12 protein-coding genes are annotated in these 16112 nt (G+C 61.5%); 10 read left to right on the forward strand and 2 right to left on the reverse strand.

Annotation, left to right across the window (positions count from 1 at the left end; all coding sequences use genetic code 11):
• The 8 genes from BLR85_RS22715 to BLR85_RS22750 all read left to right on the forward strand — a co-directional run.
• The coding region (locus BLR85_RS22715) for a transposase (protein ID WP_170844569.1) at positions 1-310 on the forward strand (310 nt) is incomplete at its 5' end.
• 181 nt (positions 311-491) lie between these two features.
• Entirely contained in the window at positions 492-1724 is a 1233-nt protein-coding gene (locus BLR85_RS22720; protein ID WP_093162846.1) for a lytic murein transglycosylase, read from the forward strand.
• Positions 1725-1733: 9 nt separating this feature from the next.
• Positions 1734-2276 (forward strand): NADPH-dependent FMN reductase, encoded by a 543-nt coding sequence (locus BLR85_RS22725; protein ID WP_093162849.1) that lies wholly within the window; start codon positions 1734-1736, stop codon positions 2274-2276.
• Positions 2277-2553: 277 nt separating this feature from the next.
• Entirely contained in the window at positions 2554-3072 is a 519-nt protein-coding gene (rplJ, locus tag BLR85_RS22730) for a 50S ribosomal protein L10 (RefSeq protein WP_093162852.1), read from the forward strand.
• Positions 3073-3138: 66 nt separating this feature from the next.
• Positions 3139-3519: a 50S ribosomal protein L7/L12 gene (gene rplL, locus BLR85_RS22735; RefSeq protein ID WP_068307216.1), complete on the forward strand. Its 381-nt coding sequence runs from the start codon at positions 3139-3141 to the stop codon at positions 3517-3519.
• Positions 3520-3751: 232 nt separating this feature from the next.
• The gene (gene rpoB, locus BLR85_RS22740; protein WP_093162855.1) at positions 3752-7888 is read left to right on the forward strand and encodes a DNA-directed RNA polymerase subunit beta; all 4137 of its coding nucleotides are present in this window, start codon (positions 3752-3754) and stop codon (positions 7886-7888) included.
• A gap of 75 nt (positions 7889-7963) precedes the next feature.
• Entirely contained in the window at positions 7964-12211 is a 4248-nt protein-coding gene (gene rpoC / locus BLR85_RS22745) for a DNA-directed RNA polymerase subunit beta' (RefSeq protein ID WP_093162857.1), read from the forward strand.
• A gap of 369 nt (positions 12212-12580) precedes the next feature.
• Positions 12581-14044 carry an aminotransferase class V-fold PLP-dependent enzyme gene (locus BLR85_RS22750; RefSeq protein ID WP_093162861.1) on the forward strand — a complete coding sequence of 488 codons (1464 nt, stop codon included), beginning with the start codon at positions 12581-12583 and terminating at the stop codon, positions 14042-14044.
• A 308-nt stretch (positions 14045-14352) separates the two neighbouring features.
• Here BLR85_RS22750 and BLR85_RS22755 read toward each other — a convergent pair whose 3' ends face one another.
• Entirely contained in the window at positions 14353-14862 is a 510-nt protein-coding gene (locus BLR85_RS22755) for a type 2 periplasmic-binding domain-containing protein (protein WP_093162864.1), read from the reverse strand.
• A gap of 27 nt (positions 14863-14889) precedes the next feature.
• The gene (locus BLR85_RS30565) at positions 14890-15126 is read right to left on the reverse strand and encodes a LysR family transcriptional regulator (protein ID WP_139188514.1); all 237 of its coding nucleotides are present in this window, start codon (positions 15124-15126) and stop codon (positions 14890-14892) included.
• Between the two features lie 43 nt (positions 15127-15169).
• Here BLR85_RS30565 and BLR85_RS30295 point away from each other — a divergent pair, with 43 nt between their 5' ends.
• The gene (locus BLR85_RS30295) at positions 15170-15295 is read left to right on the forward strand and encodes a hypothetical protein (RefSeq protein WP_280138521.1); all 126 of its coding nucleotides are present in this window, start codon (positions 15170-15172) and stop codon (positions 15293-15295) included.
• Positions 15296-15688: 393 nt separating this feature from the next.
• Entirely contained in the window at positions 15689-16105 is a 417-nt protein-coding gene (locus tag BLR85_RS22765) for a universal stress protein (protein WP_093162870.1), read from the forward strand.
• Positions 16106-16112 lie beyond the last annotated feature (7 nt).

Genomic DNA, 16112 nt, shown 5'->3' on the forward strand with positions numbered 1-16112 from the left:
CATCGAAACCCAACTGGGGCCGACGCTGCGCGAAGGCGACGTTGTCATACTCGACAACCTGTCGAGCCACAAAGCCCCGGCCGCAGCGGCGTCCCTACGCGCGATTGGTGCATGGTTCCTGTTCCTGCCACCCTACAGCCCAGATCTGAATCCCATCGAGATGGCCTTCTCGAAACTCAAGACACTGATCAGGAAGGCCGCCGCGCGAACCTATGACCAACTCTGGGCCGCCGTCGGACAGGTCTGCAACCTCTTCTCGGACGAAGAATGCTACAACTACTTCAAAGCCGCAGGCTATGAGGCCGATTAAACGCGACACGCTCTAAAGAGGCGTTGCCCCCTGTTCCGCCCAGGTTTTGCCTGCGCGTGCGGACGGGCCGACCGGGGCACGAAGTCCGAAGAAATTGATAGCGGCGGCCCACGCAACGTCTGTGACGTCTGCAACGGATGCGCTAGGGTTTCTTCAAAGAATTGCAAATCAGGTGGCGAGCATGGGCATTTCCAGAAGAACGATTGCATTTGGGCTGGGCGCATTGGCGTTGACGGCCTGTTCTAGTGGCAGCAGCAGCGTGTCGCGCGCGTCTCCGGCAAAGGTAAAGGCGGTGCCCAACCCGGCCTTCGACGCCTGGGTTGCGAGCTTCAAGGGGCGCGCCGCAGCAAACGGTATTTCGCAATCCACCATTGATCGGGCATTCCGGAATGTCGGCTATCTTCCGGATGTCATCCAGAAGGACCGCAACCAGACCGAGTTCACCCGCACGCTGGAGGACTATATTGCCATCGCCGCTTCGGACGAACGGATCCGCATGGGGAAATCCGCCCTCAGCAAGCATAATGGCACGCTGTCTGCCATCGAGAGCCGATACGGCGTCGAGAAACAGGTGGTGACAGCTGTCTGGGGGTTGGAGAGCAAATACGGAACCCGGCGAGGCGACATTCCGGTGATCTCCTCGCTCTCGACGCTGGCCTATGACGGGCGGCGCGGCGCCTTCATGGAAAAACAGCTGATGGCAGCGCTCCGCATCTTGCAGCGGGGCGATACCACTCCGGAAAACATGCTGGGAAGCTGGGCCGGCGCAATGGGCCATACCCAGTTCATCCCGACATCCTTCGAAGCCTATGCCGTCGATTTCACCGGCGATGGACGGCGCGATATCTGGTCGGACAACCCTGCCGACGCGTTGGCCTCGACGGCGGCCTACCTGCAGCGTTCCGGGTGGAAGCGCGGTCAGCCCTGGGGCGTCGAAGTGCGGCTTCCGGCGGGCTTCTCTGGCCCGACCGGGCGCGGCAGCACGCGCACCCCGGATGCCTGGGCCGCTTCCGGGGTGCTGGACATGAAGGGGAACAGGGTGCCCAATCACGGCTCTGCCGCCATTCTTGCCCCCGACGGGCTGAGCGGCCCGGCCTTCATGGTCTTCAACAACTTTAACGTCATCCTGCGCTACAACAATGCCGAGAGCTATGGCATCGGCGTCGGTCACCTTTCGGACCGGCTGGTCGGCAAGCCGCCAATCCAGGGCAATTTCGCGCCGGATCGCTACGGCATGGGCATCGACGATCGCAAGGAGTTGCAGCGGCGGCTGAATGCGAAGGGCTATGACGTTGGCGAGCCCGACGGCGTGATCGGGTCCAAGACGGAAGCGGCAATCTCGGACTATGAGCGCAGCAAGGGAATGGCCGTGACGGGTCAACCGTCCATGGCGCTCCTGAACAGCCTGCGCTGAGGTGAGAAAATGACGACGATTTTCGGTTTGAGCGGCAGCCTGCGCCGCGCGTCTTTCAACGCCTCCTTGCTGCAGGCGGCAAAGGGGAAGATGCCGACTGGGGCGGAGCTGAAGATCGGCTCCATTGCCGGTGTTCCGCTTTATAACGCGGATGTGGAGGCGGAGGGTGTGCCCGAGCGCGTCCTGGAACTGCGAGAGCAGATCGCGGCGGCTGACGGCTTGCTGCTGGTGACCCCGGAATACAACAACGGCATTCCCGGCGTGTTCAAGAATGCGCTGGACTGGATCGGCAGCGGGCCGGGGGCGGATGTGTTCAAGGGCAAGCCGGTGGCCGTGATCGGGGCGTCTCCGGGCGGATTCGGAACCATCATGGCGCAAACCCAGTGGCTCCAAGTGCTGCGCGCGCTTCAGGCCAGGCAGTATCACGGGGGCAGATTGCTTGTTTCCGGAGCCAGAAAGGTGTTTGATGCTGAAGGAACGCTCACCGACGATGCAATGGCGGAGAAACTGTCGGCCTTTCTTGACGGTTTCGTGAACTCGATCGCAGGGTAAGGTTTTGCCCTTGGCAATCGCCCTGTTTGCAACTAATTAAAACTCTCGCAATCCAGCGTGCGATTCGTCGTGCGCTGTTTTGCGTTTCGTCCAAGACGGTGGGTGGCCTCATCAATTCGACCGTGGCCATAAATCCTGCCTGAGACGGGATACGACAAGATTGGCCGAGGGTGTCCTCGGGCGTATTGGCGCAGCCCCGTAAAACGGACCTTAACGCCGGCTCACGCCGGCAAAGTAGAGCCGGGGGGTGCAAGCTTCCCATACTTGGAGTGAAACTGTGGATAGAGCCCAGAAAGAGAAAGTGGTCGAGGAACTCGGCCAGATCTTTGAAAGCTCTGGCGTCGTGGTGGTATCCCGCTACGAAGGTCTCACGGTTGCAGAGATGCAGGATCTTCGTGCTCGCGCCCGCGGCGCCGAAGCATCCGTTCGCGTTGCCAAGAACAGGCTCGCCAAGATCGCCCTTGAAGGACAGCCCTGCGAAAGCATCGGCGAGTATCTGACGGGCATGACCGTTCTCACCTTCTCGGAAGACCCCGTGGCTGCGGCCAAGGTCGCCGAGGACTTCGCCAAGGACAACTCGAAATTCGAGATCCTCGGCGGTGCCATGGGAGAGAACGCCCTGGACCGTGCTGGTGTCACGGCCGTGTCGAAAATGCCGTCGCGCGAGGAGCTCATTGCTTCCATCGTCGGCTGCATCGGCGCGCCTGCATCCAACATTGCCGGGGCCATTGGCGCACCTGCTTCGAACATCGCGAGCATTCTCAGCACCATCGAGGAGCGCGGCGAGGCCGCGTGATCGCGAGACCTTCGTGGAGAGTTACCCTTCGCGTTGGAACACATCTAGAAATACGGAAACAGTACAATGGCTGATCTGAAGAAACTTGCTGAAGAGATCGTGGGTCTGACCCTTCTCGAAGCCCAGGAACTGAAAACCATCCTCAAGGACGAATACGGCATCGAGCCCGCTGCTGGCGGCGCTGTCATGATGGCCGGTCCGGCTGACGGCGCTGGCGCCGCTGCCGAGGAAGAAAAGACCGAGTTCGACGTGATCCTCAAAGCCGCTGGCGACAAGAAGATCAACGTCATCAAAGAAGTCCGCGCCATCACCGGCCTGGGCCTCAAGGAAGCCAAAGAGCTCGTCGAAGCTGGTGGCAAGGCCGTCAAGGAGCAGTGCTCCAAAGAAGAGGCCGAAGAAATCAAAGGCAAGCTGGAAGCAGCTGGCGCCGAAGTCGAGCTCAAGTAATCCGAGTTTCGATGTGATTTGTGAGGCAGGAGCCGGTGAAAACCGGCTCCTGCCGAACCTGTCTTGGAAAGGGCTCAATAGACGAGCCCTTTCCAAGGCGCGGTTCAAATGGTTCGGGAGTTGCCGGTGGGACGGCAGCGGGAATAGAACCTGACCCCCTTCATTCGTGAGCGGCGTGCAGCCGGAGCCCGACGGCATGCACAGACGTGACAGACGAAAGGTGACTTACCACATGGCGCAGACCTTCCTTGGCCAGAAGCGACTCCGCAAGTATTACGGCAAGATCCGGGAAGTCCTGGAAATGCCGAACCTCATCGAGGTTCAGAAATCTTCTTATGACTTGTTCCTGAAATCCGGCGACTCGACCGAGCCGAAGGACGGCGAAGGCATCATGGGTGTCTTCCAGTCGGTCTTCCCGATCAAGGATTTCAACGAGACCGCTGTTCTCGAATTCGTCAAGTACGAACTGGAAAAGCCCAAGTACGACGTCGAGGAATGCATGCAGCGCGACATGACCTACAGCGCCCCGCTGAAGGTCACACTTCGCCTCATCGTTTTCGATGTGGACGAGGATGCCGGCGCGAAATCGGTGAAGGACATCAAGGAGCAGGACGTCTTCATGGGCGACATGCCGCTGATGACGCCCAACGGCACCTTTATCGTCAATGGTACCGAGCGCGTGATCGTCTCCCAGATGCACCGCTCTCCGGGCGTGTTCTTCGACCACGACAAGGGCAAGACGCACTCCTCGGGCAAGCTGCTCTTCGCCTGCCGGATCATCCCGTATCGCGGTTCCTGGCTCGATTTCGAATTCGACGCCAAGGACATCGTCTATGCCCGTATCGACCGTCGCCGGAAGCTGCCGGTCACGACCCTGCTCTATGCGCTCGGTCTCGACCAGGAAGGCATCTGCGACAAGTATTACGACACGGTCGACTTCAAGCTGGAGAAGAACAAGGGCTGGGTTACCAAGTTCTTCCCCGAGCGTGTCCGTGGCACGCGCCCGACCTATGATCTGATCGACGCCGCCACCGGCGAAGTGATCTGCGAGGCCGGCAAGAAAGTGACGCCCCGCGCGGTGAAGAAGATCATCGAAGAGGGCACGATCACCGAGCTTCTGGTGCCGTTCGACCATATCGTCGGCCGCTATGTCGCCAAGGATATCATCAACGAGGATACGGGCGCGATCTATGTCGAGGCCGGCGACGAGTTGACCTGGGAAGTGGACAAGGACGGCGATGTGACCGGCGGCACGCTCAAGGAGCTGCTGGACGCTGGCTTCACCGAGATCCCCGTTCTCGACATCGACAACATCAATGTCGGCCCCTACATCCGCAACACGATGGAAGCGGACAAGAACATCGGCCGCGAAGGCGCGCTGATGGACATCTACCGGGTGATGCGCCCGGGCGAGCCGCCGACCGTCGAAGCTGCCTCCACGCTCTTCGACAGCCTGTTCTTCGATAGCGAGCGCTATGATCTCTCGGCTGTTGGCCGGGTGAAGATGAACATGCGCCTCGCGCTCGACGCCGACGATACCCAGCGGACGCTGCGCAACGAGGACATCATCTCCTGCATCAAGGCGCTTGTGGAGCTCCGGGACGGCCATGGCGACGTGGACGATATCGACCACCTCGGCAACCGTCGTGTCCGCTCCGTTGGCGAACTGATGGAGAACCAGTACCGCGTCGGCCTGCTCCGCATGGAGCGCGCGATCAAGGAACGCATGTCCTCCGTCGAGATCGACACGGTCATGCCGCAGGACCTGATCAACGCGAAGCCCGCCGCCGCGGCCGTGCGCGAGTTCTTCGGTTCCTCGCAGCTGTCGCAGTTCATGGACCAGACCAACCCTCTCTCCGAGGTCACGCACAAGCGTCGTCTCTCGGCGCTTGGCCCGGGCGGTCTGACCCGCGAGCGTGCAGGCTTCGAGGTGCGCGACGTGCACCCGACCCACTACGGCCGGATGTGCCCGATCGAAACGCCGGAAGGCCCGAATATCGGTCTGATCAACTCGCTGGCCACCTTTGCCCGCGTGAACAAGTACGGCTTCATCGAAACCCCCTACCGGGTGGTGAAGGACAGCAAGGTGACCGACGAGGTCCACTACATGTCCGCCACCGAGGAAATGCGGCACACCGTGGCCCAGGCCAACGCGCATCTCGATGCCGAGGGCCGGTTCGAGAACGACCTGGTGAACACCCGCCAGTCGGGCGAATACACCATGGCGCCGCGCGAGAGCGTGGACCTGATCGACGTGTCGCCGAAACAGCTGGTTTCGGTCGCTGCCTCGCTGATCCCGTTCCTGGAAAATGACGACGCCAACCGCGCTCTAATGGGCTCGAACATGCAACGTCAGGCCGTGCCGCTCCTGCGTGCCGAGGCGCCGCTCGTCGGCACCGGCATCGAGGAAGTGGTCGCACGCGATTCCGGTGCGGCCATCATGGCCAAGCGCGCCGGCATCATCGACCAGGTGGATGCCCAGCGGATCGTTATCCGCGCGACGGAAGACCTCGAAGTGGGCGATCCGGGCGTGGATATCTACCGCCTGCGCAAGTTCCAGCGCTCCAACCAGAACACCTGCATCAACCAGCGGCCGCTGGTGAAGGTGGGCGATCTGATCACCAAGGGCGAGGTCATCGCCGACGGTCCCTCCACCGATATTGGCGAACTGGCGCTTGGCAAGAACGTGATCGTCGCGTTCATGCCGTGGAATGGCTACAACTACGAGGACTCGATCCTGATCTCCGAGCGGATCGCCAAGGATGACGTCTTCACCTCGGTCCATATCGAGGAATTCGAAGTCGCCGCCCGTGACACCAAGCTTGGACCCGAAGAGATCACCCGCGACATTCCCAACGTTGGCGAGGAAGCCCTGCGCAACCTCGACGAGGCGGGCATCGTCTATATCGGCGCCGAAGTGGGGCCGGCGGATATTCTCGTGGGCAAGATCACGCCGAAGGGCGAGAGCCCGATGACGCCGGAGGAAAAACTCCTGCGCGCCATCTTCGGCGAGAAGGCCTCCGACGTTCGTGACACCTCCCTGCGCCTGCCGCCGGGGGATTTCGGTACCGTCGTGGAAGTCCGCGTCTTCAACCGTCACGGTGTGGAGAAGGACGAACGCGCGCTGCAGATCGAGCGTGAAGAGGTCGAGCGCCTGGCCCGTGACCGAGACGACGAGATGGCCATCCTCGAGCGCAACATCTACGCGCGTCTCAAGAGCATGATCCTCGGCAAGACCGCCGTGAAAGGCCCGAAGGGCGTTCCGTCCAATTCCGTGATCACCGAAGAGCTGCTGGGGACCCTTTCAAAGGGTCAGTGGTGGCAGTTGGCGCTCGGCGAAGAAGCCGACGCACAGATTGTCGAGGCGCTGAACGAACAGTTCGACGTGCAGAAACGCGCGCTGGAAGCGCGTTTCGAGGACAAGGTCGAGAAGGTCCGCCGTGGCGACGACCTGCCGCCGGGCGTGATGAAGATGGTCAAGGTCTTCATCGCGGTGAAGCGCAAGCTTCAGCCGGGCGACAAGATGGCCGGCCGTCACGGCAACAAGGGTGTCATCTCCAAGGTTGTCCCGATGGAGGACATGCCCTTCCTTGCCGACGGTACCCCTGTGGACTTCGTGCTGAACCCGCTCGGCGTGCCTTCGCGGATGAATGTCGGACAGATCCTCGAGACCCACATGGGCTGGGCCGCGCGCGGCCTGGGCATCAAGGTCGACGAGGCGCTGGACGAGTATCGCCGCTCGGGTGACCTGACGCCGGTACGTGACGCGATGAAGATCGTCTATGGGGACGATGTCTACGAAGAAGGCATCGCCGATATGGACGAGGCACATCTGGTGGAGAGCGCTTCGCTCGTCACCCGCGGTGTTCCGATCGCCACGCCGGTCTTTGACGGTGCGCGCGAAGAGGGCGTCAACGACGCGCTCAGGCGTGCGGGCTTCGATCTCTCCGGCCAGTCGGACCTGTTCGACGGCCGCACGGGCGAGAAGTTCTCCCGCCAGGTCACCGTGGGCATGAAGTACCTGCTCAAGCTGCACCACCTTGTCGACGACAAGATCCACGCCCGCTCCACGGGCCCGTACTCGCTCGTCACCCAGCAGCCGCTCGGTGGTAAGGCGCAGTTCGGCGGTCAGCGTTTCGGGGAGATGGAGGTCTGGGCTCTGGAAGCTTACGGCGCCGCTTACACCCTGCAGGAGATGCTGACGGTGAAGTCGGACGACGTTGCTGGCCGGACCAAGGTCTACGAGTCGATCGTCAAGGGCGAGGACAACTTCGAAGCCGGCGTTCCGGAGAGCTTCAACGTGCTCGTCAAGGAAGTCCGCGGCCTCGGCCTGAACATGGAACTCCTGGATGCGGAGGATGAGGAATAAGGCCCGGCGCCTGAATCGGGCGGCCCTCGCGGTCGCCCGGCTCCTCCCTTTTCGCACCATTTCAAGGATTTGAAGATGAACCAGGAACTGACCAACAACCCGTTCAACCCGCTCACGCCGCCGAAGGTCTTTGACGAGATCAAGGTGAGCCTCGCGAGCCCGGAACGGATCCTCTCGTGGTCCTATGGCGAAATCAAGAAGCCCGAGACCATCAACTACCGGACTTTCAAGCCGGAGCGCGACGGCCTGTTCTGTGCCCGTATCTTTGGCCCGATCAAGGATTACGAGTGTCTTTGCGGCAAGTATAAGCGCATGAAGTATCGCGGCGTTGTCTGCGAGAAATGCGGCGTGGAAGTCACGCTGCAGAAGGTGCGCCGCGAACGCATGGGCCATATCGAACTGGCCGCTCCGGTTGCGCATATCTGGTTCCTGAAGTCGCTGCCGTCCCGCATCGGCCTGATGCTGGACATGACGCTTCGGGATCTCGAGCGCATTCTCTACTTCGAGAACTATGTCGTCATCGAGCCGGGTCTCACCGATCTCACCTACGGGCAGTTGATGTCCGAAGAGGAGTTCATGGATGCGCAGGACATGTACGGCATGGACGCCTTCACAGCCAATATCGGCGCCGAAGCGATCCGTGAAATGCTCTCTCAGATCGACCTGGAGTCGACCGCCGAGACGCTGCGCGAGGAGCTGAAGGAAGCCACCGGCGAACTGAAGCCGAAGAAGATCATCAAGCGCCTGAAGATCGTCGAGAACTTCCTCGAATCCGGCAACCGTCCGGAATGGATGATCCTCACCGTCGTGCCGGTCATTCCGCCGGAACTGCGCCCGCTCGTCCCGCTGGACGGTGGCCGCTTTGCCACGTCGGACCTGAACGACCTCTATCGCCGCGTCATCAACCGGAACAACCGCCTCAAGCGGCTGATCGAACTTCGCGCGCCGGACATCATCATCCGTAACGAAAAGCGGATGCTGCAGGAATCGGTTGACGCTCTGTTCGACAACGGCCGTCGCGGCCGGGTCATCACCGGTGCCAACAAACGCCCCTTGAAGTCGCTCTCCGACATGCTCAAGGGCAAGCAGGGCCGCTTCCGCCAGAACCTTCTGGGCAAGCGGGTCGACTTCTCGGGCCGTTCGGTCATCGTGACCGGTCCGGAGCTGAAGCTGCACCAATGTGGCCTGCCCAAGAAGATGGCGCTCGAGCTCTTCAAGCCCTTCATCTATTCGCGTCTGGAGGCCAAGGGCCTGTCCAGCACCGTGAAACAGGCGAAGAAGCTGGTGGAGAAGGAACGTCCCGAGGTTTGGGACATCCTCGACGAGGTGATCCGCGAGCACCCGGTTCTGCTGAACCGCGCGCCCACGCTGCACCGCCTCGGCATCCAGGCGTTCGAACCCATTCTGATCGAAGGCAAGGCGATCCAGCTGCACCCGCTCGTCTGCTCGGCCTTCAACGCCGACTTCGACGGTGACCAGATGGCCGTCCACGTACCGCTCTCGCTGGAAGCCCAGCTGGAAGCGCGCGTGCTGATGATGTCGACGAACAACGTTCTGTCGCCCGCCAACGGCGCGCCCATCATCGTTCCGTCTCAGGACATGATCCTTGGCCTCTATTATGTCTCGCTGCAGCGCGACGGCATGAAGGGCGAAGGCATGGTCTTCGGCGGCATCGAAGAGGTTGAGCACGCGCTGAACGCCGGTGAAGTGCACATGCACGCCAAGATCCAGTGCCGCGTGCCGCAGATCGACGAGCATGGCCAGGAAGTTCAGAAACGCTACGAGACGACGCCCGGCCGGGTGCGCCTCGGTGCGCTGCTGCCCAAGAACGCCAAGGCGCCCTTCGAGCTGGTCAACCGCCTGCTCAAGAAAGGCGACGTTCAGAAAGTCATCGACACCGTCTACCGTTACTGCGGCCAGAAGGAATCGGTCATCTTCTGTGACCAGATCATGGGCATGGGCTTCCGCGAAGCCTTCAAGGGCGGCATCTCCTTCGGCAAGGATGACATGGTCATCCCCGACAACAAGTGGGAGATCGTCGACAGCGTCCGCGACCAGGTCAAGGATTTCGAACAACAATACATGGACGGCCTGATCACGCAGGGTGAGAAGTACAACAAGGTCGTCGATGCCTGGTCGAAATGTAACGACCTCGTCACCGACGCCATGATGAACACCATCTCCGCCAAGCGGTTCGACGAGAACGGCGCCGAAATGGAGCCGAACTCGGTCTACATGATGGCCGACTCCAAGGCGCGTGGCTCTGTTACGCAGATGAAACAGCTGGGCGCCATGCGTGGCCTGATGGCCAAGCCCTCGGGCGAGATCATCGAAACGCCGATCATCTCGAACTTCAAAGAGGGTCTGACCGTGTTGGAGTACTTCAACTCCACCCACGGCGCGCGGAAGGGCCTGTCGGATACCGCTCTGAAGACGGCGAACTCGGGCTACCTGACCCGTCGTCTGGTGGACGTGGCGCAGGACTGCATCATTCGTGAGCACGACTGTGGCACCGAAAAAGCGATCACGGCGGAGCCGGCTGTCAATGACGGCGAAGTCGTCGCCTCGCTCGGCGAACGTGTGCTTGGTCGTGTCGCGGCGGACGATATCCTGCGTCCGGGCACCGACGAGGTTATCGTTGCCAAGAACGAGCTGATCGACGAGCGCAAGGCCGACGAGATCGAGCAATCGGGCCTGGTCTCCATCCGTATGCGCTCCCCGCTGACCTGCGAGTCGGAAGAGGGCGTCTGCGCGATGTGCTATGGCCGTGACCTCGCGCGCGGCACGATGGTGAACCAGGGCGAAGCTGTAGGCATCATCGCGGCGCAGTCGATCGGTGAGCCGGGCACGCAGCTGACGATGCGGACCTTCCACATCGGCGGCGTTGCCCAGGGTGGCCAGCAGTCGTTCCAGGAAGCCAACGGCAACGGCAAGATCGAGTTCCGCAACGCCAACCTGCTGGAGAACGCAGCCGGTGAGCAGGTCGTGATGGGTCGCAACATGCAGATCGCCATCATGGACGATCACGGCGTGGAGCGCGGCAACTTCAAGATCGGCTACGGCTCCAAGATCTTCGTCAAGGAAGGCCAGCAAATCGCCCGCGGCGACAAGCTGTTCGAGTGGGACCCGTACACGCTGCCCATCATCGCGGAGAAGGCCGGTACGGCTAAGTTCGTCGACCTCATCACCGGTATCTCGGTGCGTGACGAGACCGACGATGCCACCGGCATGACCCAGAAGATCGTGTCCGACTGGCGCTCCGCGCCCAAGGGCAACGAGCTCAAGCCTGAGATCCTGATCCTCGATCCGGAAACCGGCGAGCCGATGCGCAACGAGGCGGGCAACCCGGTCACCTACCCGATGTCCGTGGACGCCATCCTCTCGGTTGAGGAAAACACCCAGGTCAAGGCCGGTGACGTTGTTGCGCGTATCCCGCGCGAGGGCGCGAAGACGAAGGACATCACCGGTGGTCTGCCGCGTGTTGCCGAACTCTTCGAAGCGCGTCGTCCGAAGGATCACGCGATCATCGCCGAGGCCGACGGTTATGTGAAGTTCGGGCGCGACTACAAGAACAAGCGCCGGATCTCCATTGTCCCCGCCGACGAGAACCAGGAACCGACCGAGTACATGGTGCCCAAGGGCAAGCACATCCCGGTGCAGGAAGGCGACTTCGTGCAGAAGGGTGACTACATCATGGACGGCAACCCGGCGCCGCATGACATCCTGTCGATCCTGGGTGTCGAGGAACTCGCGAACTACATGATCGACGAGGTGCAGGACGTCTATCGACTGCAGGGCGTGAAGATCAACGACAAGCACATCGAGGTGATCGTTCGCCAGATGCTGCAGAAGTGGGAGATCAACGACTCCGGCGAGACGACGTTGCTCAAGGGCGAACATGTCGACAAGGCGGAGTTCGACGCGGCCAACGACAAGGCGATCAAGGACGGGCGGCGCCCGGCCGAGGGCGAGCCGATCCTGCTCGGCATCACCAAGGCCTCGCTGCAGACGCGTTCCTTCATCTCGGCGGCCTCCTTCCAGGAGACCACCCGCGTGCTCACCGAGGCATCTGTCCAGGGCAAGCGCGACAAGCTCGTCGGCCTGAAGGAGAACGTCATCGTCGGTCGTCTGATCCCGGCCGGTACCGGCGGTGCGACCCAGCGGGTCCGCCGGATCGCGCAGGATCGCGACCAGAAGGTCATCGAGGAGCGTCAGGCCGAAGCGGAAGCCGCCGCGGCCCTCGCGGCGCCGACCGAGGACCTCTCGGGGAACGATGTCAGCGATCCGTTCATCGTGAACACTCCGGAGAGCCGGGATTTCTGATCCCGCTCACCCGGAATGAACAGAACGCGCCCCGCCGGTTTCGGCGGGGCGTTTTCGTTTCCGGAAATACGAAATCCCCGGGATCGTCCTGATGCTTGAAATGGGCAGAAACACCATCTCCACTCACCCGCCGTAGTCTCTACGATATTCCTCTGCCAGGGCATCTAGGGCTTTTCGGTTCGTCGTGAAGCCGCCGAAGGCTTGTTGTTCCGTTGTGCCGCGCGCAGAGTCGCTTCGCCAGCTTGATCTATTTCTTCGTGAATACTCCAATCAAACCCACACTCTTTTGCGGATTTATCCAAGTATTTGAAGGTGAATTCTCCGATTTTGTGGGCTGTATTTTGGGAAAGTGCTTCCTGGAGACATCCCATGACCGCCCTGACCGAGTTTCGCGAAAACCTGAACCGGCCCGATCTGCTCAACGCGCTGCGCCAGGGGCTGATCGGTGACGATATCGAATTCGAGACCCCTTTCGGAACGAAACGCCTCCTCTACGCGGACTACGTTGCCTCCGGCCGCGCCCTTCGGCAGGTGGAAGATTTCGTGATGGAGAAGGTGCTGCCCTTCTATGCCAACAGCCATACCGAGACATCCTTCTGCGGGATGACCATGACGCGCATGCGCGAGGAAGCGCGGAACACGATCGGCAGGCTCGTGAATGCCGATCAAGAATGCCATGTTGTCTTCTGCGGATCGGGGGCGACGGCGGGTTTGAACCGGATCGCGCGCCTTCTACGTATCGAGGAAATTGTCGCGGCGGGGGAGCGGGTCGTGGTGCTGATCGGCCCGTATGAACACCATTCCAACATCCTTCCGTGGCGGGAGAGCGGTGCCGAACTGGTGACCATTCCGGAAAAGCCCGGTGGAGGCGTGGATCTCGACGCGCTCGAAACCGCGCTGATCGCGGCAGATGGGGCACGGCGTATCATCGGCTCCTTCTCTGCCGCGTCCAACGTCACCGGTATTCTGACCGATACAAACGCGGTGACGCGCCTTCTGAAAGCGTATGGCGCCCTGGCAATCTGGGATTATGCCGGCGGCGCCCCATACCTGCCGATGGACATGTCGCCTGCGCCCGATTGCGCCAAGGACGCCATCGTCTTCTCTGCGCACAAGTTTCCGGGCGGCCCCGGAGCTTCGGGTGTCGCCGTGATCCGCGACACGGTCATCGCACGCAGGACCCCCACGGCGCCCGGCGGCGGCACGGTCTGGTTCGTCTCGCCGTGGCGGACCGACTATTCTGCCCATGTTGAGGAACGGGAAGAGGGCGGGACGCCAAATATCGTCGGCGACATTCGCGCGGCCCTTGTCATGTTGATCAAGGACGCCATCGGCACGGAAGCCATTCTTCAACGCGATGCGGATCTGCGCGCGCGGGCGATGAAACGGCTCGGGGCACATCCTTGCATCAAAATTCTGGGACGTTTCGAAGAGGTGGACGCGCTGCCGATCTTTTCCTTCCAGGTGTCTGACTTGGCCGGCGAACCCGTGCATCCGCATCTTTTCACGCGGATGCTGTCGGACATTCATGGTGTCCAGGTGCGCGGCGGCTGCGCCTGCGCCGGGCCCTATGCCCACGCGCTGCTCGACCTCGACGAAGCACGGTCCGAAGCGCTTTTCCAGCGGCTCAGCAACGGGCACGAGCTTGAAAAGCCGGGCTGGGTGCGCCTGAATTTCAGCTATCTGCATGGCGACGAGCAGGTGGAGCGAATCCTCGGCGCGGTTACCGAGCTGGCAGAACGGTCCCGCGAGTATGCGACGGCCTATGACTGCGACCCGAAAACCGCTCATTTCACGGCAAGAGACCCGGCGCGCCTTCAAGGCGTCGCCTGATCCCGACCTTCCATCAAACCAACAGGCGCGCAGCCCGGCCCGGCTGCGCGCTTACTCATTTTTTACATCATGCAAGCCAGAGTATGTACGAAGTACAGCCCCGCTGCCTGGTGGCCTTTTCGCCCACGCATGGCGGAGGCCTCTGTAAGCACCATGACAAACGCAACCGCCCTGCACGACAAAGCGATCCTGATCGACGAACTGGATATCTGTGCCTGGGACCGAGGGATTTTCGAGGAATACCGCAAAGGTGGCGTGGTTTGGGCTGTCGCTTTTCGGGCCAGGCGCGCGGCGCGGCGGCCTGAAGCTTACTTGCGTTCCGCGCTCAGCAATATGCGCAGTTCGGTCTGATCCAGTCGGCGAAAGCCGGGAATCGTCTCGGCGACGACCTGTTCATGCGCCGTTACCAGCTCGCCGAGCGCGCCCCTCTGGGGATGGCCATCAGACACGATGACGCTCCAGGTGAACATGATCTCTTCGGCAAGAGGCCGGATCGCGATACCTTGCAGCGGCGGGTTAAAAAAAACGATATCCGCCTGTCCGCTGGTCAGCATGAACGGCACGCTCTGCGCGCTCTGAATGCTCAGGCGCACCGCTCCGCGCAGCTTGCTTCGGTCGAGCCGTGCCAGCGCACGCGGAATGACTGACAGCCCCACCGCCGAGATGGCGGCGGCATCGAAGGAACGCGGCGCGCCGCTCGCGATGTCGCGCGCCTGGGCTTCCAACCGCGAGACCGCCACCAGCAACCGTTCGGGCTCAGCGCAGAAATCGAGCCCCTCCCGCGTCAGTGTGATCCGCGGGCTGCTTCGGATCAGCAAATTCAGGCCCAGTGAATTCTCGAGGTCCTAAACGAGCCGGATGATGGTCGGCTGCGATGTCCCGAGCACTCTGGCAGCGGCAGTCATGCTGCCGGTGGAAACAACTGTCGCGAAAGCTTCGAGTTGGCGAAAATCCACGGCGTGAGGTCCTCTCATTCGTTTGGCGAGTTCGAGCTGACCGGCAACGGACAAGGGCGCCGAGGCCTGCCGGCTTTCGGTTCTGGAGCCAAAGGATGAACTCGGTCTCAGCCGCGCCCTGCGCATGGCCGTCCGCTCCGCCCAACCTGGCTTGATAGGCGAATATCCAATGCCCGAGGATCCGGAGTTCGACGATGCGCAAATCGTCGAACTTATCCATGCCGTCGCGATCTTCGGCTGGGCGACCCCCCTGACGCATCCGCTTGGCCATGCCACTGTGTCGCCCAAGGCGTAGCCCCGAACAGGTCCGCAAACCATGATGATCGGAAAGCAGACATGACGACCGCGCCCAGAACCCTGACTAAACTCGAAGACCGGCTGGCTCAGGATATCGGAACCGTCTGAGACTGTTCAAACGCTGACAGCAATGCGACGATGGCCACATTCGAAGCCGCGACCCCGGCTTGCGCGCAGATCGACTGCCCGCCTGCAGTGTGCAAAGCATATATTTTTCAATAATTTATAAAAAATCCCCCCCCCAATGGCTGGCGCAAAGGTTGCGATGCAAGGCGAACCTGTTAGCCTGTTCCAATACCAAAGGCGATTTGCACGACCATCGAAGCGGCACCCCGTTATCGACTGGGAGACTGCATCTTCGTTCACGCCGAACAAATACCGGGGGGAAGAAATGTTCACGAAGATCATGGTTCCGGTGGATCTGGCACATCAGGACAAACTGACCAAATCTCTCGAATGCGCTGCCGAATTGGCGCGTCATTTCGACATCCCGGTCGTCTATGTGGGTGTCACCGGCACCGCTCCTGGCGCAACAGGGCACACGCCCGAAGAATTCGCCAGTCACCTTGCCGAATTCGCCGCCGCACAGGCGGAACGCTCGGGAATTTCGACCGCGCACCATGCGATCATCAGCCATGACCCCCGGGTCGAACTCGACGCGAGGCTGGTCCACGCCGCAGAGGAAATCGGCGCCGATCTCATCGTGATGGAAGGACATGTTCCGAACGTGCTGGACCATTTCCTGCCATCCGACGGCGGCATCGTCGCCAAGCTCGCCAAGGCAACCGTCATGGTCGTGCGCAACTGAACGGAAC

The sequence above is a fragment of the Aliiruegeria lutimaris genome (genome assembly GCF_900099935.1).
GTDB lineage: Bacteria > Pseudomonadota > Alphaproteobacteria > Rhodobacterales > Rhodobacteraceae > Tropicimonas > Tropicimonas lutimaris.

Excerpts from the sequence above, each read along its gene's own strand:
- rpoB (WP_093162855.1), top strand. The coding sequence starts at position 3,752 with ATGGCGCAGACCTTCCTTGGCCAGAAGCGACTCCGCAAGTATTACGGC.
- rplL (WP_068307216.1), top strand. The coding sequence starts at position 3,139 with ATGGCTGATCTGAAGAAACTTGCTGAAGAGATCGTGGGTCTGACCCTT.
- BLR85_RS22725 (WP_093162849.1), top strand. The coding sequence starts at position 1,734 with ATGACGACGATTTTCGGTTTGAGCGGCAGCCTGCGCCGCGCGTCTTTC.
- BLR85_RS22750 (WP_093162861.1), top strand. The coding sequence starts at position 12,581 with ATGACCGCCCTGACCGAGTTTCGCGAAAACCTGAACCGGCCCGATCTG.
- rpoC (WP_093162857.1), top strand. The coding sequence starts at position 7,964 with ATGAACCAGGAACTGACCAACAACCCGTTCAACCCGCTCACGCCGCCG.
- BLR85_RS30295 (WP_280138521.1), top strand. The coding sequence starts at position 15,170 with ATGCCCGAGGATCCGGAGTTCGACGATGCGCAAATCGTCGAACTTATC.
- BLR85_RS22720 (WP_093162846.1), top strand. The coding sequence starts at position 492 with ATGGGCATTTCCAGAAGAACGATTGCATTTGGGCTGGGCGCATTGGCG.
- BLR85_RS30565 (WP_139188514.1), bottom strand. The coding sequence starts at position 15,126 with ATGCGCAGGGCGCGGCTGAGACCGAGTTCATCCTTTGGCTCCAGAACC.
- BLR85_RS22765 (WP_093162870.1), top strand. The coding sequence starts at position 15,689 with ATGTTCACGAAGATCATGGTTCCGGTGGATCTGGCACATCAGGACAAA.